We start from the raw sequence: 26,277 nt of genomic DNA, 5'->3' as shown, positions 1-26,277 counted from the left end.
TTTCTCATTAGTGAATTTTTCTATCCTTACAGTTTTTATGATTTAATCCAACTTTATAATAATATACATCAGGTTGGTTATTAACAATCTCTCCTTTAGTGTCCGCAACAATATCAAGTTCCGTTAAAATTTATTTAAAAATAAAAGTAGTTCTGCCGATAAATATCTTGTTACAAAAAAGTATGGGTTTGAAGCGACATTGGCGATTAACCCAGACAGTATAGTCTAAGGAGGCGGATTTGTGAGGAAAAGATGGGTTGTTTTATCTTTGATTTTATTAATGTGCACGACCAGCATTACAGCTTATGCGGACGCAAAGACTTCGGCAGACTTCTCTGATCTAAAGGATTTGGATGTGGCGACGAAAGCTAAGTTTGATGCAATGATTAGCGCTGGGATTTTCGATGGCGTCAGTGATAAGACGTTTGGGCTCAAAGATGAGATGAACCGTGCCCAGTTCGCAAAGGTTGCAGCATTGATCACGGGTATTGAAGTCAATAAAGATCTGAAGAATTCGAGCTTCAGCGACGTCAAGGCGGATGATGCCGCCAATGGTTATGCGCTGCCCTACATTGAAGCACTTAAAACTGCCGGCATAACTGACGGCTATGGCGGAGGTACATACAATCCGGCTGGTAAAGTGACCAAAGAGCAATTGGCTACGTTCTTGGTTCGAGTGCTAGGAAAGGACGCGGAAGCGAAAGCGAAGACGGGTACCGATACAACCGTATCCGACTGGGCACAGGGTTATGTGGCTTCGGCATTGGAGCTTAAATTGTTACCCAGTGGTACTGATGGTAAATTTGACGGCAAAGCGAATGCTACGCGTGATTTACTAGTTACTGGTGCCTACGAAGCGAAGCAACAGTATGTACCTACACTGAAGCCGACGCCGACGCCAACGCCAGTACCTACACCAACGCAGACTCCTACGCCAGCATCGGTACCGACACCGATACCTACGGCAACACCAACACCAACACCAACACCGACACCAACACCGACACCAACACCGACACCAACACCAACACCAACACCAACACCAACACCAACACCAACACCAACACCAACACCTACGGCAACACCGACGCCGACACCAACACCGACACCGACGCCAACGCCAACGCTGACACCGATGCCGACTCCATCCAATATCGCACTAGATATGATTAATACATCTGTTGGGACATGGATCAATGTTGATGAGATGACTTTTGCTGATGCAGGTATTACGGGCGTCACATCGTCAAACTTAACAGATGTCGAACAAGCATTGGACGCGGATGGAACAGCCCCATGGACTGCATCTGAAATCCAAGCCATCGTCAATACAGTTATTGGCGGTATTACACAGCAAGCGGCACTGGATTTGATCAATGCTGCAACGGCTTCGGGTATATGGACGAATGTTGATGTGACGACTTTTTCCATTGCAGGTGTTACGGACATCCAATCAGAAGACCTAACCTCCTACCAATACGCATTGGAAACCGGTTTAACACCACTTCCAAGAACATTGTCTCAAATTCAAGCGATTGTTGACGAGACTAATCAGGCAATTATGTTAGCTGTAATCTATGATTATTTGAATCCTTTCCATGAAGGATCTGCTCCTAACGAAGAAGTATTCGCTCAAGCGGGTATAACCGGAGTGACCGCTTCGAACTTAAGTGAGGTCTTATCTGCCCTTGAATCCGCCTATCAGGAAGCCAAAAACAATCCTTTTGGAACGCCTATGTCTACTAAACAAGATATCCAGGATGTTGTTGACCTTGTCTTAGGCCACTATACGGATTAAAGAAAGTCATTATCGTAACCCCGCAGAAGGGTTTGCTTATTGAAGCTTGGGTTGAAGACAGCACTTAAGCGAGAAGATAAGTTCAACTAGAAAAAATAACGGCGTAAGGGAGCTATCCCTTCACCGTTATTTTTTAGTTCTATGCTCAACAAGCCTCCAGCTGGTACTGGAGATTTATAAAAGCATCGCCGTAGATTCTATTTTTTACGCAATAGGAGTACCATTAGGCACTTCAGTATCCGGCTTTAATAGAATAACATCTCCTTTTTCCGCGACTCCTCCCAAAACCAATACCTCCGATTTGAATCCCGCAATGCGCCGAGGAGGAAAATTGACGATTCCTATAATTTGCTTCCCTACAATGTCCTCAACCTTGTAACGCTTAGTTATTTGTGCGCTTGAGGATTTTATCCCGATCTCCGGTCCAAAATCAATCTTAAGCTTGATCGCAGGGATCTTTGCTTCTTCAAAAAACTCGGCTTCCTTAATCGTTCCGACACGAATATCTAGTGCTGCAAAATCATCGATCGTTGCCAACGTTTTGCCTCCTCCACTAAAGTCTTTAACCACTCGGCGTTGCTCTTACTGCACTGGACGGAAAGGCTTCAGGAGTCGAATCCCTTCCTCAATGGATCCCTCCATCAGTTCTAAGAGCTGGGGTACCAGTTCCTGCATCCGAGGGGCACTCAGGTGCCGGTCAAGGGCATCCCGGTTTTCCCAGCGCTCGTAGATAATGAATGTGCCCGGCTGGCCTTCTACCTCGTGAGCCTCATAGTCAATGTTGCCTAGGTCGTTGCGTGACGGGGTGACAGCAGCAGTCATGAATGCCTTCATCTCGGCTTCTCTTCCTGCCTTAGCTCTCGCCTCCCAGAGTACAGTAACGTAACGGTTCTTTGTATCGTTCATGTTAATTCCTCCTATTGTATTGGCCCGCAAGAACATCTTGACGAACCACATCTAAACGGCGTGTTTGGTATTCACTCAAAGCTTCTGTTATCGAATCCGGATACTGCTTAATAGAGTCTATAATGGTAACGGCATCATCAAGTGAGTCATTAAAGCCTGCGCCCGTCATTGGTGACATGGTATGAGCAGCATCGCCGATCATGGCGATTCTTCCTTTTGACAATATATTAGGGATGTATTCATTAACAGGTGCCCCGATTAAACTGCGGTTCTTAATTGCGATTTGCAAAATGGCATCATCTTCTTTATTCCAATGGGCATGGCTGGTTTGTGATAGTTCTTCCAGTAGCCAGTCCGGAATATCTTCACCGTATAAGGAATGCTGGGCAACCCCGTCCTTTAACACCCCTAACTCAGACAGCAATTGATTATGCGAATGATCAAACCAGCAATAACCTATCCACCGCTGGCCGGGATTGGTTCCTCCTTCTTTACCTGGCATCACCGCAGTTGTCAATGTACCGGCAGCACTGTTGTTGAAATAAGCGTTCGAAAGTTGCCGTTTTTTCCAGTCTTTCTTTGGCAGCAGTTCTTCGTCTACCTTCCCAACCCAAACCAGATAGCCAGCATAATCTGCAAAGGGTTTGTCAGGATTTAAATAGCGGCGGACAATACTGCGATATCCATCTGCGCCAATCAAAAAGTCCCCTTTAAACGTCTGCTCCTCTTCACTAGTAGCCCAAGCAGATGATTCATTTTGTCCAACACTAACAATTCGTGTATTGTGCCGAAGGGTAATACCAGGTTCTTTAGCAACCGCATTGCGCAAACGTTCTTGAATGGCTGACCAGGCTTCAACATTGTTGTTACCACTAGATGCCAAGTGTCTTAATTCCCGTTCAATTTCACTATTACGATAAGGCTTTGTGTGTAAACGAATAAAAGCACCATTTCTTAATGAGGAATCTGCACGTTCAAGAATGGTAACTGTATAACCAGAGCGAGATAACGCAAGCCCCATCATTAGACCACCCAAAGATCCACCTACAATAATGGCATGTTCAATCTGTTTGTGTGACATCGTTCTTCTTCCTTTACTGCAGTTTCATCTGGATACGGAGCATCCGGTCGAGGAGTCTGTCCGGGAGAATACGGACCAGTCGGGTCAGCAGTGCCGAATCGCGACCAACCGTATAGCGGGTATGAGGTTTACTGACGTGAATTGCTCGTGAAACCACTGCTGCCACCTTCTCGGGGCGGATACCGTCCGTTGCCCACGTTTTCGCCTGAGCCTTCACGGCATCAAAAAGACGATCATGGCGCCTGTGCTGGTCCGGCGTCATCAACTTGGCCAGCCGCTGCGCTGTCATAATCCCTTGCTCCGACAGGCCAGTGCTGACGCCACCCGGAGTGATCATGATTACCTTGAGGCCAAACGGGGACATCTCTCTGCGGAGACTGTCATTGACCGCTTCCATAGCATACTTGGCAGCCGAATAAATTCCGAAACCGGGCATGGAGACCTTACCCCCAAGCGAACCGATATTGACTACGCGCCCGCCGCTGTTCAGCAAGGCCGGGGTAAGCGCCTGAATAACCGCGACCTGTCCGATCACGCTGACTTCAATCTGGCGGCGAAATTCATCGAGCGGGACCATCTCAAGAGGGGCATTAACGGCGATGCCGGCATTGTTGACCACTGCCCGCAAAGGACGGCCAAGCGGATCTTGCTCCACCCGTTCGGCCAGCGCCTTGAGTGTGCCGATATTGGTAACATCGACGATGACCGGCTCGATATTTTTGCGTTTGATTTGGTCGGCGTCTTCCTGACGACGAACCCCCGCCAAAACGTGAAATCCTTCAGCGGCGAGCTGCTCCGCGGTAGCCCTACCGATGCCGCTGGACGTACCTGTGACAACGACCAGTTCTTGAGTGTTGAATGACATAGTAAGCCTCCTAGGTTTGTTAAGATTTGGTTCGCGATATAGCACTGCTATACGAGTATTATAGCACCGCTATACAAAGTTGTCTATAGCGGTGCTATATATTTTTACGAAGTGTCGTCCTGCGGCCTGAACCTCATTTTGGCGGGCGTTGCGTGAGGAGTGAGATCATCGACATCCTTCAGAAAATGAAAAAGATCGCCATCCTGTTTGGATAGGCGATCTCTCTTATGCGCCACTATTTGTGGACCTTCATCTTTACCTGAAATCTTTACACTCTGTCATCGGATCCCTCATTTTGAATCGGTGTCCGGCTCTTGAATCAAAATGATCTGCATTACGCTTTCCCGAATGAGATCAACGACGTTGGGTTCAGGTAGGGGTGCCTTACGAATCTGGGCCGTCACATACAGCCAAGAGGCCGTATTGGCGGAAGCCCAGACCAGATCTGCTGCAGCTTGAGCTGACACAGCCAGTTTGCCTTCGGCAGCGACTCTCTGAACATTTTGCACTAGTACTTGGTGCGAATGATCTGCCGCCTCGATATGTGCGCCCTCGAGCAACCGCCCCATCATCGCCGCATAGATCCGAGGACGGGCAGCCGCAAAGTGGACATAGTCATCCCATCCTTGACGAAGAGCCATCTCTGGAATGGTGGACTCCACTGCGGCAATCTTGCTTTCAAATAACTGTTTGAACGCTTCCACTATAGCTGCACTCAGGAGTCCATCGGCATTGCCGAAATGGTGATAGAGTGTAGGGGCCGTAACCTGCGCGATCGCAGTTACGGCTCGCGTCGAAAAATGGGCTCCGCCCTCCTCTTCGAGTACCTTAAGAGCAGCTGCTAATATTTTGTCATATGTGTTCATACGCCCATTATAGCAGTGCTATATGCGTATGTCCATGACGAAGGTTGCATGCTTGTGACCATAATCCCTGTATTGGTGACCACATATTCGATTCAAACCATATGTTATCGATGAATGAATAGTTTCATTAACTTCACGGGGAATTCCGATAAAAATTGCCGTTACTTATGGTACGGTTCTCCGCGCTGTCTGTAACGGCAAGGTTAAAAGCCATCCTTTGCGGGATGACCCCTTCTTTGATCTTACTGCCTTATTCCGTCCTTCTTCCAAAATACTTCTTTATCATTCTTTCACGATCTTTAAACATGAAGATCAGGCCAACTTTTATGAACCAACTGGGCAGAGAGCTTTCAAACTCCACCCTGTCCGTCATAATCGTTTCACGAACGGACTTTGAAGCAAACTGATGGCGGTGCTTCCAAGAATGGAACGGAAATATGGGATCGATAAGGATATCTTCAAATCCTTCCCGTTCTTTCCACTCTGATATATACGACTTCCAGGAGATTTTCCAGAACCCAAAGTTTAGTTCCAACTGGATCGTTTTTCCCGCAGCTGCTTCGGAAGGCCCCTTCACCGTCGTTTTGGGGAAGGATGTAATTCTGACTAAATTCTCGGCTGACTGAAAAAAGTCCCAAACCCGCTCCAAAGGTTGCATAAGAACGGTTTGATAAGTAAACGTCCCTTTCCATTTCACGACCAGTCACCTCACGCTATATGATCACCTATTGGATTTCTGGTTTCATTGCCCTAAGCTGAACGATTAGTCTTCGCCAGAACCATCCCTTTAGCTACCTACACAATCTCTTTATTAAAATGTCCTCTTGTGTCTGTTTCCTGATTAAAGACAGCATTATTCATTGATCCATTTAATTTACCTGACGCCATATGAATGACTTTCACAACCTGCTCTTTGGATTCAACTGTGAAGTTTAATCTGAGCGCCTCGATTCCTTTGAGGTTTGGTAGCTCATCTAATAGGTTAAGCGTCCTCCCATGAAGGAGAGTCGTTGTACAATCATCATGGGAAATGATAGGGAACGTCCCTTGCTCATCTTTTAACTCATAGCTCTTCGTTTTGCAAATTCTGCATTGATTCATTTTTTTCATCGGACAATATTTTGTAAACATCAAAGGAGCCTTGCCATATACAATCATTTCCAGTGCAGGATAGCCGTCATTTTCTTCAACATAGGCATTCCTTAAATCTTCAATTTGACTCTTATTCAATTCATAAGATAAAGTGACTCGTTTTGCACCTAATTTATATAATTCATAGCAACTAGTAGCATTAACAACATTTAGAGAATAGTCCGTAACAAACGGATTCGTGTCTCTGTAGTGATAAATTCCGCCATATCCTCCAATGAGTAGCTGCCCTTCTTTTTCCTTATAATCAATCTGATTTCTTCTAACCACATTTTCAAAATAGATTTCCTTAATTCCACAGCTCACGCAAGCATCGTACTGCTCCTTAGTCGTTACAGAGGCCGTAAGGTATGGTTCTTCAGGGGCAAAGCTTATTTTTTCTTTTGCTTCCAAAGCCTTGGTTCGTTTCTTTTGGCTGTTAAGCTTCAAGTCATATAAGCCCAGTACAATATCCCTTCTTGCTGCATTTAACAGTTTAGCTGGAATAAACGCATTGCATTCTTCATATTCCACATGATTAAGTTCGAATATCGTATCATTTAATCTTGAAAATTGCTTGATTACCTGGTCTTTTGTTGTTGGATTATTAATGGCTTCGCCTAGTATTTCCTCGCTTTCATATGAATAAGTAAAGCCTAAGCCCTCCGCATCTATGACAAGCTTTGAATCTGGAGATGCATATACTCTAATATCGAGGTTAAACCGCTTAAATTCTTTTTCCAGTGATGATTCTAATTCTTTGTTATAGAAATAATCCTTCGTTTTATATACTAAATCTCCCTTAGACACCTTTTCTTTGATTTTGATATAGCAGACATCATCTGCTTTGTTGATTAATTCACCCTCTTGATCGTACAGTTTGGCAACAGCCAGATTAACATCTTCATTGTTGTGACTTATTCTGATGGTATCGTTTTGATTTAAAGTACGTGTAAGTGTTATTTCATACATGTCTTTAACAATCTTGCTGATGGTTCCAATTTCATAACCAAAGTGATTAGGTCTTACAATGTTTGTAATATTTCTCCTATCTTCGTGAAACAAATATCCTTTAGTAAATGTTCTATTGAATGTTTTTTTCAGATTTTCTTTATCTTCTTCGGTTATTTTATGATCTAAGGCCATGCGATATTTGGATACCACATTAGCAACATACGTAGGCACTTTCATTCGGCCTTCGATTTTTAAAGAATCGATTTCTTTTAAATCCTCGATATAGTCGATTGTGTTTAAGTCCTTGGTAGATAGAATATGGTTTTTCCCTAAAGATGTACCTGTTGTCTTATCCATGAGTTCATACTCCTTACGGCATGAACCCACACATCTTCCGCGATTTGCGCTTCGATTGCCCATTAATCCTGACATTAGACAGTTTCCCGAGTAGGATACACATAAAGCACCGTGAACGAAAATTTCTAAAGGGATCTCAGCTATTCTTTTGATCTCTTTTACTTTTTCAATCTCAACCTCACGGGACAGAACCACTCGTTTAGCACCAAGTTCTTTAAATAATAAAGTTCCGTCTACATCGTCGATTCCCATTTGAGTTGAACAATGTGCTTCCATATCAAGAAAGTTTTTAACGATATAATCGAAAGCAGTCAGGTCCTGGACGATAATGCCATCCACACCGATTTTATTTAATTCGTGGATCTGCTCTTTCATCTCTTCAACTTCGTTTTCAAAAACGATGGTATTCATTGTAACATAGAGTTTAACGTCCCTCAGGTGCGCATACGTAACAGCCTCTTTTAACGATTCAAAATCAAAATTAGATGAGTATGCACGTGCACCAAATTTTTGCATTCCTAAGTATATTGCATCACAACCATTAGAAATTGCAGCTTTTAAAGCCTCCATATTTCCTGCTGGAGCTAATAATTCAGTCATTTTTTCCTCCTTGTGACTCATAAGTTACACGCCAGTCAAACTCAGCACCATTGATCATAAAATAAGAACTACACTTAAGCTACGGCAAAAAGCACAAACCAATGGTTTGTGCTTTTGCATTCTTTCTTTGTCACTCGGCTCTCCTCTTGATGATTCGTGCGAGGCTTATTTATTGAGCTGCTTGGTTAAGGGCGCTTAAGAATATCTCAATGGGTTGTGCGCCGGAAATTGCATATTTTCTATCAATGACAAAGAAAGGGGCTCCTGTTATTCCCAACTGTTTTGCTGTGGCTTCATCTGAACGTACTTCGTTAGCATATTTGGATGGATCCTGGAGAACTGCCATTGACTCGTCCCTATTCATACCAATTGATTCTGCAATATCTGCTAATGTATCATGATCGCTAATCAGCTTGGCTTCCGTGTAATACGAATAGAACAGCTTCTCGGATAATTCCTTATCTTTACCAACCGATTTGGCATATTGGGTTAGACGATGAGCATCAAACGTATTGGTGGGCTTCATTCCGTCGAAATTATACACCAGACCCATCATCGCCGCTTGTTGTCCAAGCTTAGCATTTGCCTCTTTCGCTTGCTCGATACTCACACCATGTTTCTCAGAGGCCATTTGATGCATATTTTTGCCTGAGTACAATGATGCTTGCGGATTAAGTTCAAAGCTTCTATATTCAATCGCCACTTCATTCTGATGAGCGAATTGCTCCAGTGCAGATTCTAACCGCCGTTTACCAATATAACAAAATGGACAAACATAATCTGACCATATCTCGATTTTCATTTCGAAGCCTCCTTCACTAACCACTAACCGGTGAATACTGCATTTTTTTGAGCTTATTTGTTATAGACGATAGGCATTTTTCTAATCATATGGTTGTCACGGGTGGCAGCGTACATGATTCCGGCAACATTTTCCCTGGAAACCGATAATTTAGCCGATTTATCTCCGAATGAATAGTCATAAGATTGCCCTTTGTGTTTAACATTGGGGTTAATAATTCGGACAACTGTCCAATCAAGGTTCGATTGTTTAATGATCCCTTCCATTTTCTTCATCTCTGCATACCCGTTTGGAAGGAACACTTTGGCCATCACACCTGGAAGTATCGTCGAAATATTTTTCTTATCGTCATCTGATTGTAAAGCCGGCGTTGCAAGTGTAATTAACCTTGTTTTGTTATGTTTCTTCATAGCCCTAATCATCAGTTCGTGTCCGTCCGCAATCGGCGTGCCTTTAAGCTTTCGTGACATATCGGATGCTGGTCCTAGTGTGCTGATTACGACATCTGATTTAGCAACTGCCTTCTCGATGGATGAAGCATTCGAAAGTTCCCCTTGTACAAGGCTCAAATTGGGATGTTTGAGGCTGATTTTGTGGGCGTTTCTAACATATGCCGTAACGAAATCTCCGTGATCTAGAGCTAATCGTGTTAGCAGCTGTCCGATTGCACCACTTGCACCAAAAATGGTGATATTCATATTCTTGAATTGAACCCTCCTTCATCATAAATTATTCAAAATCACACTCGATCTTCAGTTATAAATTCTTCTACTCTGTCTCTTTTGGTGTACATGTCGTACCAAATATCAGCGATTTTGTCTTGAACTCCTGAATTCGGCTGCATCCAGATTCCGATCGAAAGGTGACCCGCATACACACCTTTGTCCGCTAATTCGCTGTTCAAATTAAAGATATAATTACGAAGCCCTGAAATTGCAATTCCGACATTACCCATCATCGGTACCGGGTGGATTGCAGAGCCTCCAGTAGTAAATAATAAGGCACCGCTTTGCTTATCCAGCATTTCCGGCAGCACTTGCCGAACACTCGATAACGCACCTAAAACATTAAATTGAAATTGGTATAACGCATTTTCTTCTGTTACATCTAATGTTGGCGCTACGGTGTTGATGCTCGGCGTTGGGCTGTATTCAAGAACATCAATAAATCCGTACTTCTCTTTAATAGCGGCGAAGGCCCTCTCGATTTCTTCTTTATTTAATATGTCCGCTTGAAATGGAGCCGCTTCAATTCCCAATTGTTCTAATTCACTAATCAGCTGGTTCAGCTTATCTTCATTTCGGGCAATAAGAGCTACGCGAAAGCCGTTTTGTCCGAATTTCTTCGCAATGGACATTCCTAAACCTGCTCCTGCTCCAACAATGGCTATAGTTTTCATTTCATATCTCCCTTTCAATTAGAATTAATGGTCAATAAGATAAATAATGGTCAATGTGTTGTATATTTATCTTGTGTTTATTATGATTAATAAAAGGTCAGCATTCAATATTTAATATTTCTGATTTTGAGAGATAAAATGCAATTTCAGCTCAAATGTCGTATATCTAACAAAAAAATTAAGGGAATGAGCCATAATGAACAAAAAAACCGATTTGCGTATCATTCGCTCCAAACATTCGATCAAAAAGGCGTTTATAGAGCTTCTTACGGAAAAGGGATACGAAGGAATTACGATTCAAGATATTGCCGATAAAGCGATGATTAGCCGGAATACATTTTACCTTCATTATCAGAACAAACCCGATTTGCTAAATGCATCTATGGACGAATTAATAGAAGAACTAAAGAGTACACTCAAGCAATGCTCAAGCAGCAAAACTCCTGTAAGCGGTTCTATGCTTGAACAACTAATGCAAACCATCCTGGAGAAAATTCAGGGCAATATCCCTTTTTACAAAGCATTGTTACTGGATGAGAATAGAATTCATGGTTTTCAAGCAAAAATGGAGGAAATTATAAAAAACACAGTGGAGGTTGGCTTGGATAATACTCCATTGAAGATTTCAAAGGAATTATTACTCCAATATATTGCATCTACTTTTATGGGCATTGTAGTGTGGTGGGTTAAAAATGATTTTTCCTATACTCCAAAGGAACTTGCATCTCAATTTGGTAAAATTCTAACTCACGGACATTTAAAAGCCGCAGGTATTTCAATCAATGATTAAAGTGATAAAATCTTACGTACAGTCGCTGGGGAGATAGAAAAGAAAAGGAGCCCTCGAATGACTCGAATGATGGCTCCTTTTCTGTTACTACACTTTCAAAAAATAATATTGCACTCTTGAAGACTAACCAAAACCTCCGCTTTTCGCTTTACCATTATTTGTGATACGGTTCACCGTAACATCTATTGGGCGAAATTTAAGGGCACCCAATTGGATGCCCTTCGTAGTTGGGACAGGAGTTCGGAACGGTGAGCCGTGGCATGGCAAATCCACAATTCGCAGGTTGGGGTGTTTAGTGAAGTGAGCGACTGTCCCAATCAAGATCAGTGATTTCTGCAATAAATTTTCATTTACTATAAATTGGATTTAGCGCCTCTTCTTAAATCTTTGATATGCATCAATTCAATCCTTGGGTCACAAGTTTCCGAAAAATGTTTTGCTGAGCTCGTATACCCTGAAGAGGAAACAACATATCCCTTATTGGCCTTATTATAGTGTATTGCACCCAACACCTTTTGTACATCCATAACAGATACTTGACTATTAATGCTCTTTCTCTTTACTTCAACAACAATTAACTCTCCCCTGATATTTCTTAGTAAAAAGTCGCAACCGATTCTGTGAAGCCCATCGACGTCAACTTCTTCTAAACCCTGCTCCAAGAACCAAGTTTTTATTAACCCTTCAAATTCAATTACATCGATCTTATCCAATAATTCAGGTCTTTCATTTAATTCATTTATTAATTCTTGATTTGATCTTATTGGATCTTCAATCCCATCAATGTTTTGAGGCCCTGGGTTTAAAGCACGTAATTGGGTAATCACATCAAACCACCAATTGGGATTATCTAAATCGACGTATCTATAAGCTTGTAGTTCATCTGGGATGTTAGTTTGATTCGATCCTAACAGCAAGATATTTTTTCTAAGGGCTGTTGCTATACCCAGCTCATAGTAGACTGCAGGTGATTGACTATCAATAAAACAGATAAAAACATCACATTTTCTAATTAATTGATGGGAAATTTCAGAAATATATTCTTTACGATTTATAACTAGCAGGTCACTATTAATAAACTCATATCCCAAAACCTTAAGTTCATCCTTCAATTTATAAATTTCGTTCATTGAAGACATGCTTGAAGAAATAAATATTTTGCTCATGCTATTACCTCCAGGGCCCTACTTAAAGAATAAAAGTCGTATAAATAACGCTGAAGTTGCGTTGCTTCTTCTTTGCTTCCCGGTCCATATTTCGTCATTGCATCGAGTGCACTTTTAGTAGAAATATACTTTCTTCTAAGTAATTCAACTAATTTATCTATTGATTTTTCAATTGTATTACCTTTTGATTCGTTAATTTCATCATCAGTTAAACCTAAATATTCACGATGCAACTGAATATTCCATCCATATACAGTAGAGTGTTTCCATCGACCAGTTGGGAACTGAAGACCTCCGGTAACTCCTAGTTCAGTAAGAATAACTTCAACCAACTCTTGAATTTCTTCTCGACTCCAAGTAATTGCCCCCAATTCCAACTCTAAGTCCGGCAATTTTTCCATGTCGTACACAAATAAACATCCCGTGTCATTCAAACGAAGAATTCCCTCAATTAAGACGATTGGTAATGAGCGAAAGTCAATTTCATGTGCAGTATTCGTGAATGTTATAAAATCATATTTTACTTCCGGACTATTTAATGTGGGGAACTGTTCCATTTGACCTACCTGAACTTGCACCGAGCAAAGATCGAGATTCTCAGCCTTTTTCTCAGTTATGGCTATATAGTCCACTTTAATATCATATCCATGGTAAGATATCTTCTGTCGTTGTGGACGCTCTAAAACCTCATGAAGATGATTAATTATTTGGCCACGACCACACGCCAAATCCAACCACTTATATTCATTAACAGTAGGGTTTAATAAAGCCCTTTGTAACAATGTAAGTGCCGCTTGATGTTGAGCAAGAAGTCTATCTTTTTCGATTGCACTTGAATCGCTTATAAATTGCATGTCTAGTCTCCATCCCCATCCAGAATTCTAAGCACTATCTTAAGTAGTTAGTACGATAAATTAGAGAAAAATCATCAATTAAATACTTCTATACCTATGGATGAATAGCCTTCAGCTCATCGTTTATTCTCTGTACAAATCCCCGTAGATCACTTCACCAGGAATAATCTTACTATGTAACACCCTTCCAGCCTTAACGTTTGATTTTCTTATATCAACGAAATCATATTTACTAATCTCATCAACTTGCCGAATTAGATCATATAAAAGAATACCATTAAGTTTTGCCAAGTGATAAGCAAATCTATTGTAGCACAAGTGCCCCTTAAAAAATTCATGATAGACATAGTCAAATAATCCTTTTTGCGCAACAAGAGTTTTTTCAAACAAAACCCCGTAGACGTTTTCATTAATTAAGTACTTTTCAATACTTTCATGATTCAGTTCAACTTCTTCAAAAATGAGTTTCACTCTTTCATGCACGCGTCGATGCAAAGTATATATTCGATCCTCAACAGCACCGCGGTTGAACAAACCGATAGGGCCAAGGCCTCGAAGTATTTGCTCTTCTTGACCAATTACTTTCTTAATTTTCCTATATCCAAGCCACGAAATGCGGCTAATATCGAATACACAATTTTTCAAGGTCCTTAAATCCTCATTAATAACATCACTATATATTACCAGGGCTTCTTTGAGCTTAACATGGGTCTCTAATACGATATCTTGTAACTTTTGTTCTATTGAGAGCTCCAGACCATCAAATTCATATCTTAGATGATCTTTGTGCTGCTCTAAATACTTTACTAACTTAGTTTTGCAAATGTTCCTATTGAGTGATGCTTTTTCTAAGTTACTGAGAATAATTTGTTGCATTTCTTCCTTACGCTTGCTTGAAGCAATGTTATTTGTCAATTCGAGATAGTAATCTATACACAACTTTCCATACTCTGTTTTGTTATCAAAATATGGGATTTTCATGATTCTCTCAAAAAGCCTATTGTTTTCATAATACAGTTTCAAAATCTTCTCTTTCTTTTCACCTTGAAATTCTACTATGAAAAAACCCAGCGCCACAATGGTACTCGCAAAAATTCCCGAGAAAATTGTAGTTAGGTATGTGCGTACTATTTCAACCTTTACATTCGTATGTATGTGTAGAAAACTCTCTAATTTATTCCCAAAGTAGTATAAGTCATCTCCATCGACAAACTGAAAAAATGAGTAAATAAGCAGTGATAAAGCTGCAACATCAATTGCTCTCGCGATATTTCTTTTCTTTATTTTCATACCTTATACTCCTGACTCTTGGACTAATTCGTTGAACCTTCCGTTCATCGGATTACTCAAATGGTTTAACCCGTGCCCTTACTTAACTATGGTGTTTTTATAGGGGCAAGGGTTACTTCTTTCGAGCCGTGCTTGGCAAATCCCAAATTCGCCTCAATTTCTTGCTTCAAATTTTCTGCATAGTTGCTTAAGATGAGGATACGTACAAGGTCACCATATCATCTATAGAGAAAATAGGGGTGCCAACTGGCATCCCAATTTAACATAACAGAACAGCTAGCTTCTTTCGTACTCGCAAGTATCACAAAATGCACCTGGAAGCTGTTTGAAAAACAGTCCACACTCTGGACATACTTCATAACTAGAAGAACAACTCTCGCAGAGGGGGTCTCCATTTTCTGTTTGATAGCTAGCATGTCGCGATCCACAATCTACGCAACTGTCATCATAATCTTCACGCTCCCGGTGATCTCTTAACTCGTTTATCTCGAATCCACCGATATCAGTCCTCATACTATTACTTATGCTAGAAATGAAGCCATCTTCATTATCTATATCAATCTCCACTTGAGGATCTACTTCAAATGTAAAACTTATATATCCGGAAATATCTATAGTGGCGGAATGGCTTTCTTCGTAATGCTCCGAAAAACTTTCACGGATCACAATATCTAATCCTTGAGTAACAGAAAATGTCCCTTCCATAGTAACTATGTTCCCAATTATGTCTACGTTATCAATCTCGATTTCTGGTTCACCGTAATTCTCAATCTCCACATCAGAATACACATAACCCACAAAATTCTGGAGATCACCACTATGAATCAAATACGAGGATAAGTTAGAATTAGAAGACACTAAAATGTCCCATCCCTTATTTTCTATCAAGTTTAATGCAAACTGGTCCGAGTTCATCTCTATATAAGAGATTTGACTCTCCATATTTTTCGCTTTAGAAAGGTTAGATATAAAGTTAGACAAACTCATCATCATAAAGTCATGCTCGCTATTTTCCTTAAATTCTTGCACGAGTTCAGGTCTCGGTTCGACTGGATTGTTCCTTTCATTAAGAACCCACCAATCCTCTTTGTCGTCATTTGTAATAAAAATAACAGATTTATCAATAGTTTTAGCATATTTCAAGAGCTGTTTCCATAGTACTAAATCTCCGAATTTTTCAGTCTTTGTTTCGTCTTTTTTATCTTTGTCAATATCCATGTAGCCTGGTGGAAGTTTATGAAGATAACGTGTTGCCCCTTCCGAATAGATACTCACCTTTTCAGAAAAACTTGATGCACTCCCTACTCTTCCAGATTCATTTAAGGCATCCATAAATGCCTTAACTCTACCATCTTCCAACATTGTTTTGTTACTTTCTATCTCTTCATTTACTGAAATGCTAAAATTAGCTGCTTCCGTATTTATTTCTATAATTTTAGTATTTATAAATTCACCCAATTCATTAATTCGGGGGAAATTAAAGTTTTTGTAACGAATAAATTGCTTATCAATTCCATTCTTTGCTTTTTGAAATATAGCTTGAACATTTTGAGTTACATCAGAGTATTTCTTTCGAGCATTTGTTATTACAGAGCGATAGTTCCTTTCATACTCTTCAAGTACTTGTGCAGGTATCCAGATTTGTTCATTGATACTATTTAACACTGTAAAAACGTGGTCTGTGGTTGCAGAAGAATACCGATATAAATCTAAAATTGCATTGGTATCTAGAACTACTATACAATCTTCTCCCCATAATTCTTTAAAACTCTCAAAAGATATATTATAAGACATCCTAATCCCTCCAAATTCAGTTTGTAGCTCCAACATTGAATGTCACGATAATAAACTGAGGCATAATAAAAACTTTAATTAATATATTCAACCTTACAAAGAGAAACCTTATAGCCCACTTCCTTAATAGAACGTACATGATCTACCAAATTTATAAGACTGAAAAAGAATAAACATTCACTAAGAGTACCTTCTTTAGTTGTAGGTATCACATAAACAAACTCAGGAGCATCTTGGGCTAGAAAATCCTGGTTAGACCACTTTTTACTGTATGCTTTTTCCACCTTCTTTTCTACTCTCGGGTCCCCTCTTAAAAGCCTTGCAGAAACGCTTCCTTGTGCGAAAAGATGACTGAGAGTTGCAGAACTGTACATTTTCTTAACGCATAAGTACTGCATTTCCTTTGTTAAAAGATCACATATCTCGTATTTTTCCGTTGGGCTAAAGTGAAGAAGCTCTTTATCAAACAGAATCCAATTCTTAAGCTTGCTAACCCTCTCGTTATACTCCCCTTCTTTTTCCCCCACTTTTATAGCAGGTAATCTTAGAGTATCAGTAATATCAGGTATACCTTTAACTGTTTCTTTAATAATCCTGACATACTCATTGTCTACTTGGAACCAGTTACCCAGTGACAATACAAAAGTTTCTGAAGCATTGATGATTTCCGCCACTATAAATTCTCGCATTTTATACTTAGCGGTTACTGGAGAACCCTCATTATCCAAACCGATTATATGTACTTTATCTAGGTAGTTATCTATATCAGAATTGTCATTCAAAAAATCATAAAAACTCTCCAACGTTACATCCGATAACTTGCTGTTACGAGTTCCTATAAAGATCTTGTAGTGATCTACATTTGATTCAGGAATTTCAGGTAATGCAACAGTAACTTTTTGAGTCGATCTTTCATTTAAGTATCCTTCTAATTCCATATTCAATTCCTGAACTTTTGGATCTGTGCGCTTTAAAGGCCGAAGGTAATCTATAAACTCAAAGTGTTTTTTATAGGTGGTTGACTGAAATTTCCCTAAAAGATCTTCACAGAGCCTTCCAAGCTCTTTAATTGTTGTGTCTGTAGTAATTGCTAAAGAATCCGAACCGGACAGTCTAGAAGCAAATTCTTTTGTTGTAGGTTTACCGCTTACGTATCTAATCCAATCAATATTTTGATTCAGACCAAATTCGGAAACCTTACTTCCCACCGTCACATGCGTTCTTCTTTGCTTGGTAACCAAATCAATATTCCTTGTATCTAATGTTTCTATACGTTCAGGGTCAATCTCATTTAAAGTAACTCGCATGCCAAAACCCTGTTCTATTCTTGATCTATCTAGAGCGCTATAGGCAAACCCAAAGGGGACAGCAAACACACGACTCTTCACTCTTAGAATAATCAAGAAAGAGTTTGAGGCATTTAGTAATGCAAAATTCGATAGGTCAAAGTTTTTATCCACAAAATCTAGCCATTTAGGAGCCTTAACTTTGTTACTCTGTACAAAAGCAATACATTCATAACTCAAGTCTCCTATTTTGGGTAATTCCACAAATGGATTCTTTCCAGACAGATATTTTCGTTGTATTGCCTGCTTAAAATCCTTCACATCCTCATTGAGCAAGTAAACAGAAAGCTTCATTAAATCACCCCGTCAAATAGGATTATTTACCTATATCTTACTTCTTTTTCAGCCTTCCTGTCTTTACAAAATTTGACGAAAAAGGGGAGGTATTCTCTTTACTAATTCCCTAATTTATTCTGAATAGCCGATGAATAGTTGGACTCCGTAAACCTCATACTATAAAATATAATCATTAAGACATCTATCGCACATATGTTCCCTTTGATATAATTAAACCTATCTTATGTCGGTCAGAATGGAGGCTTATCATGATAGCAATGGATAAACAAAATGAATTACTTTCAGAGCTTCTGTTGACTCAAGTCAACGTTACTCGACAGCAAGTGAGTAAAGCTACTGAAAAAGCAACAAAATCGAACCTCGGCCAGTTCTTTACCGAACCACGCTTAGCCCTTTTTATGAGCAATATGTTTGACATATATGAGCCTCACTTGAAATTACTTGACCCCGGTGCCAGAGCACGGATACTCCATAGATGCTCAACTGGATACTCTCCGAAACTATTGTGCGCTATACAACAAATCAATCATAGGAGAATACGTAGATCGTGGGGTCAGTGGAAAGAGCACGAAAGGCAGATATGAACTCCAGCGGCTTCTGAAAGATGCCGAGGACGGACTGTTCGATGAAGTCATCGTCTGGAAGATCAACCGGATGGCCCGCAAAAATATCGATCTACTCCAAATCGTAGATTTGCTCGATAAAAACAACATTGCCTTCCGTTCCTTCTCCGAAAATTTCGAGACTGAAACCCCTATGGGCCGCTTCGCGTTGCAGATGATGGGAGCCGTTGGCGAACTGGAGCGAAACACCATTGTAGACAACGTAAAAATGGGTCACAAGCAGCGGGCTAAAACAGGCAGTCACAACGGGAAAGTCCCGCTGGGCTATCGTGTGGTCAAAGGATCGGCTGCTAGTCGAGGCAAAAACACGGAAGTGGTTGTTGTAGAAGAAGAAGCCATGCTTGTCCGTAAGATATTCGAACTATATGCTTCCGGCAAGGGACTCAAATCTATCGCCAATTCACTTAACAAGGAAGGATACACAACCAAAACTAACGGCCCTTTCTCCACTTGCTCCATCCGTGACTTGCTGGATAATCCGATGTTCATAGGGAAAATACGCTACAACCAGTACGAAAACTGGAGTGAAAAGCGACGCAAAGGGAAAAGTACAAATCCTATTCTCGTTGATGGACTCCATCCCGCGATCATCGACCAAAACCTGTGGGACAAGGTTCGGCTGCTCCGTGAGAGGAAAAGCTCTATGGCAAAAAAACGATTCGAAGGTGAATATCTACTAACCGGTATCATACGCTGTCCCGAATGTGGAGCGGCCATGACGGCAAGCCGAACAATCAACAAGATGAAGGATGGCACCAAAGTAACCCGGATGTACTACTCCTGCAGCAGCTTTCGCAGTAAGGGCAGTTCTGTATGTCACGCAAATAGTATCCGCAAGCTGGAGGCTGAACAAGCAGTTATGGATAGAATCAAGAATGTTCTGGTCAAATCACAATTGCTGAAAGCTATCGTTAAGAACGTCAATGAGAGGAAAGTAGGCCGGATAAAGCCGCTTCAGGAAGAATTGGCTGGTTCAAAGGCTAGAATCGCTAAGCTGGAGGAGAACAAGCGCAAATACCTTTCATTGTATGAAATGGACCAAATCGACCGTGACCTTTTCTCCGAGCGTCTGAATGGCATCAATGGCGATTTGGACGATGAATTGACCCGAAAGTCCAGGTTAGAGTTGGAATTGCGAGATGACGAGGCAGAACCAGTACCGTACGAACTTGTGCGTTCCTTAATGGAACGGTTCGATGATCTGCTCCGAAAGTCTCCATTTGAGCAGCGAAAGACGCTCCTGCACCTGATCGTCAAGAAGATCACCCTGGACGACAAGCGAAGGGTCAAGGATGTGGAACTTAGCTTCACTTCTGAGAACGAAAAGTATTTTTTAAGCGCAGCCCCTTCTGCTGACACACATGCAGAAGGGGCTTTTCCATTGTCCGGAAAAGCCCCTTCTTTGCAAAGTAAACTTGAATGTACTCTCTAAATCACCTACATCCTTTGCATCGCTTAACCCGAAGTGCCATTTTCGTTTCATCCTCCAACTTTAATACGGTTAAGATAACCTTGATGAAATGTCTTCATTCCTATAACAAAGACCATTGTATAAAAATTTTATCAGTCGGTTGACAAGAAATAAGCCCCATGTTATTATCAATGTGCACATGATATAAATTTTATCACTCGGAGGGTTGGACATGAGAACTAACATTCCACTACGAAACGATTTGAAAGAGCGCCTAGATCAAATTTCGGAACAAACTGGGATTAGTGTAACTACATTGATTGTCATGGCAACAGAATGGCTAGTAAAAAATTATGAAAGTGAACTCTTTTTTAAGAACCTGCTGATCATGCCCGATAACCGATCAGATTTTGAACCATATTTAACCGGTGTGAGCTACGATGATGCAATTAATAAGCTGGAGCGCGCTGGTGAAACTGATGCAATTAAATTTCTAAAATCCTGGACGTCAGATGACGGTTACACAAAACGGGGATGGGATTCAATGACGAAAAATTTGGAAGGAGAATTCGTTCAAAGATTTGGCAAAAGGGTTTGTAACATTATTTGGAGATACGAATAGAACTATTCAAACTAAAACCACTATAAGGAGCGATTATATGTACCCATATCCAGGCATTAACGTATTGGACCGCGCTACTAATGCCATGAAAGCTAATCCCGGTGTCCGTGTATTCCATGACTTATACCTCTTCGTACTCCAGTATTCTACGACTTATAGAACTAAAACTGGAAAAAAGCTAACTGGAAGATATGGGGTAGATGGAGCCGTCAAAAGGGCATTCGGACAAGTTATCGCTTCCCACGTTGTTCGCTAGATTTGCAACTGAGCTTCCCTTGCCGCTCTTTGCTTAAATGCTTAATCAGTTCTACCATGGTCGCATTCGCTCCCGGATGAATATAGAATGAAGAATATCAATAATTTTCCTCAAAATAGCTCCCCCCTCTAGGTGGGAGCTATTAGACGCGCACAAGTTTCTCCCAAAATTTCGCCCTACTTATGATACGGTTCCCCCCGATTAATCTTCACCGCCCGGTACACCTGCTCCACCAGCACCAGCCGCATGAGCTGGTGGGGCAGCGTCATGCGGCCGAAGCTCATACGCTGCTGGGCGCGGCGCATGACGTCATCGGAGAGCCCGTGGCTCCCTCCGATGACGAAGACGACATGGCTCGTCCCGTAGGTGCCGAGCCGGTCGATTTCGGCGGCAAGCTCTTCCGAGCTCCAGAGCTTGCCGTCGATCGCGAGCGCAATGACATGCGCCTCGCTCTTGATGTGCGCGAGGATACGCTCGCCCTCGCGTTCCTTCACCTGAACAACCTCAGCACCGCTTAGGTTGTCAGGTGCCTTCTCATCCGCCACCTCAATGATCTGAAACTTGAGGTATGGCGTCAGCCGCTTGGCATACTCCGCGATGCCGAGGGTCAAATACTTTTCCTTCAATTTGCCTACGCCAATAATCTGAATCAACATATATGCCTCCATCTGATAACTTCTGTAGCTACAATTTACTCCGTTTGTCCTCGATCTGCGCCAATCGTACCAGAAATCTCCGCTTCGGATATAGCGTTCTCATCCTATCTATACTCCATAGCTGTTATAGTGGACAATCCTTATTTGTAGTTAATTAACACCCTACTCTGAGTGTTATCTTTAGTGTACCATAATGGGCAAACAGGTCGAATTAGTAGGTTGTGATTCTCACTTGCCGCAATCTTCCCACAACAGCCAGCATTAGCAAAACAACCGTAGCCAGCAGGTAATACAGATATATCCCTTGATCAAGAGATTGCCGTGAGGCTCCCATAAAGTCCATAACCGCTAGTTTATTTAGAGGCCCCAAATACCACATCAACATAAATATCACCTGAAAAAGCTTGCCATTTCTCGACCATACACCTAATGCTAGTGCCAGCGTGGGAACAAATAACCCGCCTACGGCCATCGCCATCAGACTGTCCCATTCCCCTGCGAGCAGACAATGAATCATAACCCCGCTGCCTGTCAAATACGCAACGATGATTCCGGCTAGCCACAGTACAATAAATTGATTCCGAACCGGATGCATGGCCGTAAACATGATTTGATGAGTCCGGTGATACGCTTCATTCGTGCCCATTGCTGACCAGATCAGGATAGGCCATACCCAGGTAAAGGGTGCAACCAAACTTAATACAGACTCCATAGGCAACAACAACCCCAGGACAATCATGACCAGTGCGATCAAGTACCACCAAATACGCAACCCTTTGAGCATAAGCCGCAACTCCATACCTAATATCCTGATGTAGCGGGACTGCCCATGTACTACATTAGTGTAGGGAGTTAACTTTATTCCGCTGTCATTTATAGGCACAGGCTTCATTTGCGGCTCTACATTTCTAAATTCGCGGGGTTTACCATTTGTACTAATGTTGGATGAACGCGTAAGATCGAACCGATGAAAGAAGATGGAAGCCACTACTGCAATCCCTACTGCCACAGCTAACCAAATATAACGTTCCAAAAACATCTGCATCGTCCAAGGTACACCTGTCCAGTCGTAGGTTACTAAGTCCCCCCGCAACGGACTCATCCCAGAGATATGACCCCCATTGCTATGAGGAAGCCCCGCATTAACCCCGTTTGATAGCCTGGTAAGGATCGGAGAAATTCCGAGTATATCCTGGCTGGAATGAGTTGCTGTTGTAGACAATCTAAGCGAGAGAATCCATAACACAAAGTATATTAAATTGCCCAATCCCTTGCGAAACAAAGGTACCGATTCAAAGAAGATGGCTATGGATGCAACCAAAGCTATAGTTGGCAATGTAGAATACAAAAATGGAAGCAATAGTTTCAGCAGTTCAACCGTATAACTTTCCCCTCTAATCAGTTGCATGGCAAGGGCGGATACCATTAAAACAGTCACAATAGACATCAAGAAAACGAAGTTACTCCACATTTTACCCATGGTGTACATCCACTTTGTAATCGGAGTCGTTGCTATAATTTGCCCTACTCCCGTCTGCACATCCCGTTCAATCGCATTTTTCACCAGAAAGAACGCTGGAAGACTTAGTATCATGGAGGCTAATATAGCTGTTGCACTGCCGACCCAACCGGAGTTATATATACCGCGTATATTGTTGAACGATAAGGTTATATAGCTCTCATGACTGGAGGGAATAAATTTATATACGATAAAGATGGATACAAGTACTGTAATCAAAAAGCTGTACCTTCGGACCCTTTCTAAATAATCAGCTTTTATCATCTGAAATAGAATGCGAAGCGGCGTCATACGGTTACCTTCTGCTTATTGGCCGAAATGCAATATAAATAGGCGTCTTCCAAAGTGGGTGTTACTAAGCGGCTGTCGGCTGAAGGCTGATTATCGGCAATAACTCTCATACGGACCCCGTCACTGCTCTGAATGGTGCTGCTGATTAACAATTGCTTACGCACTTCCATCCAAGTATCATTCGGTATCAGCCACTCCCACACTTTCCCCACCGCCGCTTCCAACAACTTGCTAGGAGCTGCCTGTATCACGAGCCGGCCTTGATGGACAATAGCGATATCTGTTGCAGTCGCTTCGACGTCGGATACAATATGCGTTGATAATATTACAATCCGATCCCCTGACAATTCCGCTAAAAGATTACGAAAACGAATACGTTCTTCAGGATCCAGTCCCACCGTTGGCTCGTCAACGATTAATAGCTTAGGGTCATTCAATAAAGCTTGTGCTATGCCTACACGTTGTTTCATCCCGCCTGAAAAGCTGTTCAACGGTTTTTTGCGGACCTCATGAAGATTGAGCAAAAAAAGTAATTCATCAATTCTTTTTTTCGCAATTGTATGATCCAATCCTCGAATTGCTGCTAAATATTCTAGAAACTCAACCGCATTTAAATGAGGATATACGCCAAAATCCTGTGGTAAATAACCGAGTATGCCCCGAACCGCATTTGGGTCCTTAGTGATATCGATGCCATTCCAGCTCACCTTACCTGCTGTGGGTTGAGTAATGGTTGATAGAATTCGCATCAAGGTTGATTTCCCAGCACCATTCGGACCTAATAATCCCAAAACCCCTGTATTGATCTGCAGAGATAGGTCACGGAGCCCGTAAGAATCGCCCTTGTATTTCTTGCTTACGTTGTCAATTGTTAATTTCATAATGCCCTCCCGATTTATCTGATAACCTGCGTCTATTGGTTTGACGATACCAAAGATGCTTTACCCTCAGGCATTCCTGAAAACATCTCAAAATTGAACGACCGAAATTGAACCTCCGGCAAGTTCCGTATATGATAGCTATAGATTATTGTACCCAGGGGGTTTGCTTACAATGGCAGTCTTAATCAATGAACAAATTAGAGCGTCCGAGGTCGTCCTTACCGGACTGAAGGGTGAGAAGCTGGGCGTGGTTTCCAGAGAGGAAGCGCTGGCTAAGGCACGGTCCGCAGGAGCAGACCTGGTCTGTACCTCGCTGATGAGCAGCCCGCCGCCCTGCAGCCTCATGGCTAAGGGCAAAGCCAAAGCGGCAGCGCAGAAGGATAACACCGCTCGTAAGGCAGCTTCAGGCCGCACACCGGCAGGCGCGGACAGCAAGGAGAAGGTGAAGGAATTGCGCTTCACCGCACATATTGAGGAGCATGACTACGACACGAAGCTGCGTCAGGCGGACAAGCATCTGCGCTCCGGCAAGCCGGTGCTGCTGGTAGTTAAGGCCTCAGGTGCGAAGGAGGCTGCTGCATCCAAGGCCGTCATTGAACGGCTGCTCGCTGATCTTAAGGAGGTTGGGATGAAAGACACCGGCATCCAGTATGGCGGCAAAGGCTCGCAGGTGAAGGTGAATCCGCGCTGAGGCAACGGAGATGGTCATAGAAACAGACAAAGACAAAGCCGCCGGGGCTTTGTCTTTTTTATATATATAAGGATTTATACGTTCTCTATTATCTATCTCTGTTACTAAATAACCCGCCTCAGTTGGCGATAGCTGAAGATCTGCGGGCGCTAAGGTGCTGCCGGCGGATCTCCATTTCCCGGCCCGCCTCCGTAAAAGCCCCAGTCAGTCTACAACTTTTTTTCCGAGTTCAAATACACTATTTTTTTTGACAGAAAGGGCAGGCACTTCCGCCGCCTCCTTACCAAAACCACGAGGATCATTTCATGAGCATATATTCTGCTGCAATAATCAAGTGATATTTCTGTCGCAGCTTGTGTCAGCAGTTATATAACGCCATGGAGATAAAACCTTTTTCCTTTGCTAGAATACGATCATTAAATCTGGCAAGTCCGGATTAGCAATCCCCTCAGCTTCACAGCGTTATGTTTCAACAGAGGCAGGTATAATCTTAACTATGTTTTATTTTAAATGGTTGTTATTTTTATCTCTTAAGTCTCTTTACTAAGCACAAGCCTAATTTTAATAAATTATGAGCTTGAAATAATCTTAAGGGAGATGTGTTACATGCCAGAAGCAGTATGTACTTACTTTGCAGGGAATCACCAAATGAGAGCAAAGGCGATTGCTTTCCTCTCTGATGCAAACTACAATCGGGTTATTTGGGACGGAGATGTCGGACTGTACCAATGTAAATGTGGTGATCGGTTCCTATGTGACGGTTCTCCAGAGGCCGGAGCACAAATCGGGCATTATGTTACTGAAGGCGCGATTCTAGGATCAGGGGTAGTTAAAGGGGTTGGTGTCTTGAAAATCAATACAAGTCTAGTTCACGAAACAACCGCTACTACTTTACCTGGTTTTACATTCCTCTACCCTGCCGTCTAATTTAATAAAAAAAGCAAAGAAGCCGCAGAACGTTGAAGCGGCTTCTTTGCTTTTTTTATTAAATCCAATCAAAAAATTCTAACTAAAATGATAATTAAAGCCATTAT

24 protein-coding genes are annotated in these 26,277 nt (G+C 41.9%); 6 read left to right on the top strand and 18 right to left on the bottom strand.

Features of this window, described 5'->3' with window-relative positions; genetic code table 11:
- Window positions 1–241 precede the first annotated feature (241 nt).
- Window positions 242–1,798, top strand: coding sequence for an S-layer homology domain-containing protein (locus tag A3849_RS32825; RefSeq protein ID WP_256700713.1), 1,557 nt, complete (start codon window positions 242–244; stop codon window positions 1,796–1,798).
- Between the two features lie 204 nt (window positions 1,799–2,002).
- Here A3849_RS32825 and csaA read toward each other — a convergent pair whose 3' ends face one another.
- The 10 genes from csaA to A3849_RS09100 form a co-directional block, all read right to left on the bottom strand.
- Complete coding sequence (csaA, locus tag A3849_RS09145; RefSeq protein WP_074111120.1) at window positions 2,003–2,335, bottom strand: chaperone CsaA; 333 nt, start codon at window positions 2,333–2,335, stop codon at window positions 2,003–2,005.
- Window positions 2,336–2,380: 45 nt separating this feature from the next.
- Window positions 2,381–2,704 carry a putative quinol monooxygenase gene (locus A3849_RS09140; protein ID WP_074111119.1) on the bottom strand — a complete coding sequence of 108 codons (324 nt, stop codon included), beginning with the start codon at window positions 2,702–2,704 and terminating at the stop codon, window positions 2,381–2,383.
- A 1-nt stretch (window position 2,705) separates the two neighbouring features.
- Window positions 2,706–3,785 (bottom strand): FAD-dependent monooxygenase, encoded by a 1,080-nt coding sequence (locus A3849_RS09135; protein ID WP_074111118.1) that lies wholly within the window; start codon window positions 3,783–3,785, stop codon window positions 2,706–2,708.
- Between the two features lie 13 nt (window positions 3,786–3,798).
- Window positions 3,799–4,650, bottom strand: coding sequence for an SDR family oxidoreductase (locus A3849_RS09130; RefSeq protein ID WP_074111117.1), 852 nt, complete (start codon window positions 4,648–4,650; stop codon window positions 3,799–3,801).
- Window positions 4,651–4,940: 290 nt separating this feature from the next.
- Window positions 4,941–5,516 carry a TetR/AcrR family transcriptional regulator gene (locus tag A3849_RS09125; protein WP_074111116.1) on the bottom strand — a complete coding sequence of 192 codons (576 nt, stop codon included), beginning with the start codon at window positions 5,514–5,516 and terminating at the stop codon, window positions 4,941–4,943.
- Between the two features lie 250 nt (window positions 5,517–5,766).
- On the bottom strand, window positions 5,767–6,213 hold the full coding sequence (locus tag A3849_RS09120) for an SRPBCC family protein (protein ID WP_083613418.1): 447 nt from the start codon (window positions 6,211–6,213) through the stop codon (window positions 5,767–5,769).
- Window positions 6,214–6,311: 98 nt separating this feature from the next.
- Entirely contained in the window at window positions 6,312–8,555 is a 2,244-nt protein-coding gene (locus A3849_RS09115; protein ID WP_074111115.1) for a U32 family peptidase, read from the bottom strand.
- A gap of 169 nt (window positions 8,556–8,724) precedes the next feature.
- A complete protein-coding gene (locus tag A3849_RS09110; RefSeq protein ID WP_074111114.1) occupies window positions 8,725–9,357 on the bottom strand; it encodes a DsbA family oxidoreductase in 633 nt (210 codons plus the stop codon).
- 53 nt (window positions 9,358–9,410) lie between these two features.
- Window positions 9,411–10,055 (bottom strand): NAD(P)-dependent oxidoreductase, encoded by a 645-nt coding sequence (locus A3849_RS09105; RefSeq protein WP_074111113.1) that lies wholly within the window; start codon window positions 10,053–10,055, stop codon window positions 9,411–9,413.
- Window positions 10,056–10,096: 41 nt separating this feature from the next.
- Window positions 10,097–10,756 carry an SDR family NAD(P)-dependent oxidoreductase gene (locus tag A3849_RS09100; RefSeq protein ID WP_074111112.1) on the bottom strand — a complete coding sequence of 220 codons (660 nt, stop codon included), beginning with the start codon at window positions 10,754–10,756 and terminating at the stop codon, window positions 10,097–10,099.
- 196 nt (window positions 10,757–10,952) lie between these two features.
- Here A3849_RS09100 and A3849_RS09095 point away from each other — a divergent pair, with 196 nt between their 5' ends.
- Window positions 10,953–11,546, top strand: a complete 594-nt coding sequence (locus A3849_RS09095; RefSeq protein ID WP_074111111.1) for a TetR/AcrR family transcriptional regulator — start codon at window positions 10,953–10,955, stop codon at window positions 11,544–11,546.
- Window positions 11,547–11,899: 353 nt separating this feature from the next.
- On the opposite strand, the gene A3849_RS09090 is transcribed toward A3849_RS09095, so the two are convergent.
- The 5 genes from A3849_RS09090 to A3849_RS09070 all read right to left on the bottom strand — a co-directional run bounded on the left by A3849_RS09090 (window position 11,900) and on the right by A3849_RS09070 (window position 18,290).
- On the bottom strand, window positions 11,900–12,712 hold the full coding sequence (locus tag A3849_RS09090) for a restriction endonuclease (RefSeq protein ID WP_074111110.1): 813 nt from the start codon (window positions 12,710–12,712) through the stop codon (window positions 11,900–11,902).
- A complete protein-coding gene (locus A3849_RS09085) occupies window positions 12,709–13,566 on the bottom strand; it encodes a class I SAM-dependent methyltransferase (RefSeq protein WP_074111109.1) in 858 nt (285 codons plus the stop codon). Before A3849_RS09085 ends, A3849_RS09090 begins: the two co-directional genes overlap by 4 nt.
- A gap of 123 nt (window positions 13,567–13,689) precedes the next feature.
- Window positions 13,690–14,856 (bottom strand): CFAP97 domain-containing protein, encoded by a 1,167-nt coding sequence (locus tag A3849_RS09080; protein ID WP_074111108.1) that lies wholly within the window; start codon window positions 14,854–14,856, stop codon window positions 13,690–13,692.
- A 276-nt stretch (window positions 14,857–15,132) separates the two neighbouring features.
- The gene (locus A3849_RS09075) at window positions 15,133–16,650 is read right to left on the bottom strand and encodes a PIN domain-containing protein (protein ID WP_074111107.1); all 1,518 of its coding nucleotides are present in this window, start codon (window positions 16,648–16,650) and stop codon (window positions 15,133–15,135) included.
- A gap of 74 nt (window positions 16,651–16,724) precedes the next feature.
- Complete coding sequence (locus tag A3849_RS09070; protein WP_074111106.1) at window positions 16,725–18,290, bottom strand: DUF6119 family protein; 1,566 nt, start codon at window positions 18,288–18,290, stop codon at window positions 16,725–16,727.
- A gap of 453 nt (window positions 18,291–18,743) precedes the next feature.
- On the opposite strand from A3849_RS09070, the gene A3849_RS09065 reads away from it, so the two are divergent.
- On the top strand, window positions 18,744–20,348 hold the full coding sequence (locus A3849_RS09065) for a recombinase family protein (RefSeq protein WP_256700708.1): 1,605 nt from the start codon (window positions 18,744–18,746) through the stop codon (window positions 20,346–20,348).
- Between the two features lie 211 nt (window positions 20,349–20,559).
- Window positions 20,560–20,949, top strand: a complete 390-nt coding sequence (locus tag A3849_RS09060; protein ID WP_074111104.1) for a hypothetical protein — start codon at window positions 20,560–20,562, stop codon at window positions 20,947–20,949.
- Window positions 20,950–21,381: 432 nt separating this feature from the next.
- On the opposite strand, the gene rlmH is transcribed toward A3849_RS09060, so the two are convergent.
- The 3 genes from rlmH to A3849_RS09040 all read right to left on the bottom strand — a co-directional run bounded on the left by rlmH (window position 21,382) and on the right by A3849_RS09040 (window position 24,552).
- Window positions 21,382–21,861 carry a 23S rRNA (pseudouridine(1915)-N(3))-methyltransferase RlmH gene (gene rlmH, locus A3849_RS09050; protein ID WP_074111102.1) on the bottom strand — a complete coding sequence of 160 codons (480 nt, stop codon included), beginning with the start codon at window positions 21,859–21,861 and terminating at the stop codon, window positions 21,382–21,384.
- 211 nt (window positions 21,862–22,072) lie between these two features.
- Window positions 22,073–23,599, bottom strand: coding sequence for a hypothetical protein (locus tag A3849_RS09045; RefSeq protein ID WP_256700707.1), 1,527 nt, complete (start codon window positions 23,597–23,599; stop codon window positions 22,073–22,075).
- A 68-nt stretch (window positions 23,600–23,667) separates the two neighbouring features.
- On the bottom strand, window positions 23,668–24,552 hold the full coding sequence (locus A3849_RS09040; protein WP_074111100.1) for an ABC transporter ATP-binding protein: 885 nt from the start codon (window positions 24,550–24,552) through the stop codon (window positions 23,668–23,670).
- A gap of 172 nt (window positions 24,553–24,724) precedes the next feature.
- Between A3849_RS09040 and infC the strand changes: the two genes are divergently transcribed.
- Together infC and A3849_RS09030 are read left to right on the top strand one after the other, a co-directional pair.
- On the top strand, window positions 24,725–25,243 hold the full coding sequence (infC, locus tag A3849_RS09035; protein ID WP_074111099.1) for a translation initiation factor IF-3: 519 nt from the start codon (window positions 24,725–24,727) through the stop codon (window positions 25,241–25,243).
- A 606-nt stretch (window positions 25,244–25,849) separates the two neighbouring features.
- Complete coding sequence (locus A3849_RS09030) at window positions 25,850–26,170, top strand: hypothetical protein (protein ID WP_074111098.1); 321 nt, start codon at window positions 25,850–25,852, stop codon at window positions 26,168–26,170.
- Window positions 26,171–26,277 lie beyond the last annotated feature (107 nt).

This window comes from Paenibacillus sp. P46E, assembly GCF_001909095.1.
In the GTDB taxonomy this organism is placed as follows: domain Bacteria; phylum Bacillota; class Bacilli; order Paenibacillales; family Paenibacillaceae; genus Paenibacillus_AQ; species Paenibacillus_AQ helianthi.
This window is presented reverse-complemented; position numbering and strand designations above follow the sequence as displayed.

Excerpts from the sequence above, each read along its gene's own strand:
- A3849_RS09140 (WP_074111119.1), bottom strand. The coding sequence starts at position 2,704 with ATGAACGATACAAAGAACCGTTACGTTACTGTACTCTGGGAGGCGAGA.
- A3849_RS09135 (WP_074111118.1), bottom strand. The coding sequence starts at position 3,785 with ATGTCACACAAACAGATTGAACATGCCATTATTGTAGGTGGATCTTTG.
- A3849_RS09130 (WP_074111117.1), bottom strand. The coding sequence starts at position 4,650 with ATGTCATTCAACACTCAAGAACTGGTCGTTGTCACAGGTACGTCCAGC.
- A3849_RS09125 (WP_074111116.1), bottom strand. The coding sequence starts at position 5,516 with ATGAACACATATGACAAAATATTAGCAGCTGCTCTTAAGGTACTCGAA.
- A3849_RS09115 (WP_074111115.1), bottom strand. The coding sequence starts at position 8,555 with ATGACTGAATTATTAGCTCCAGCAGGAAATATGGAGGCTTTAAAAGCT.
- A3849_RS09110 (WP_074111114.1), bottom strand. The coding sequence starts at position 9,357 with ATGAAAATCGAGATATGGTCAGATTATGTTTGTCCATTTTGTTATATT.
- A3849_RS09105 (WP_074111113.1), bottom strand. The coding sequence starts at position 10,055 with ATGAATATCACCATTTTTGGTGCAAGTGGTGCAATCGGACAGCTGCTA.
- A3849_RS09100 (WP_074111112.1), bottom strand. The coding sequence starts at position 10,756 with ATGAAAACTATAGCCATTGTTGGAGCAGGAGCAGGTTTAGGAATGTCC.
- A3849_RS09095 (WP_074111111.1), top strand. The coding sequence starts at position 10,953 with ATGAACAAAAAAACCGATTTGCGTATCATTCGCTCCAAACATTCGATC.
- A3849_RS09090 (WP_074111110.1), bottom strand. The coding sequence starts at position 12,712 with ATGAGCAAAATATTTATTTCTTCAAGCATGTCTTCAATGAACGAAATT.
- A3849_RS09085 (WP_074111109.1), bottom strand. The coding sequence starts at position 13,566 with ATGCAATTTATAAGCGATTCAAGTGCAATCGAAAAAGATAGACTTCTT.
- A3849_RS09080 (WP_074111108.1), bottom strand. The coding sequence starts at position 14,856 with ATGAAAATAAAGAAAAGAAATATCGCGAGAGCAATTGATGTTGCAGCT.
- A3849_RS09075 (WP_074111107.1), bottom strand. The coding sequence starts at position 16,650 with ATGTCTTATAATATATCTTTTGAGAGTTTTAAAGAATTATGGGGAGAA.
- A3849_RS09070 (WP_074111106.1), bottom strand. The coding sequence starts at position 18,290 with ATGAAGCTTTCTGTTTACTTGCTCAATGAGGATGTGAAGGATTTTAAG.
- A3849_RS09060 (WP_074111104.1), top strand. The coding sequence starts at position 20,560 with ATGAGAACTAACATTCCACTACGAAACGATTTGAAAGAGCGCCTAGAT.
- rlmH (WP_074111102.1), bottom strand. The coding sequence starts at position 21,861 with ATGTTGATTCAGATTATTGGCGTAGGCAAATTGAAGGAAAAGTATTTG.
- A3849_RS09040 (WP_074111100.1), bottom strand. The coding sequence starts at position 24,552 with ATGAAATTAACAATTGACAACGTAAGCAAGAAATACAAGGGCGATTCT.
- infC (WP_074111099.1), top strand. The coding sequence starts at position 24,725 with ATGGCAGTCTTAATCAATGAACAAATTAGAGCGTCCGAGGTCGTCCTT.
- A3849_RS09030 (WP_074111098.1), top strand. The coding sequence starts at position 25,850 with ATGCCAGAAGCAGTATGTACTTACTTTGCAGGGAATCACCAAATGAGA.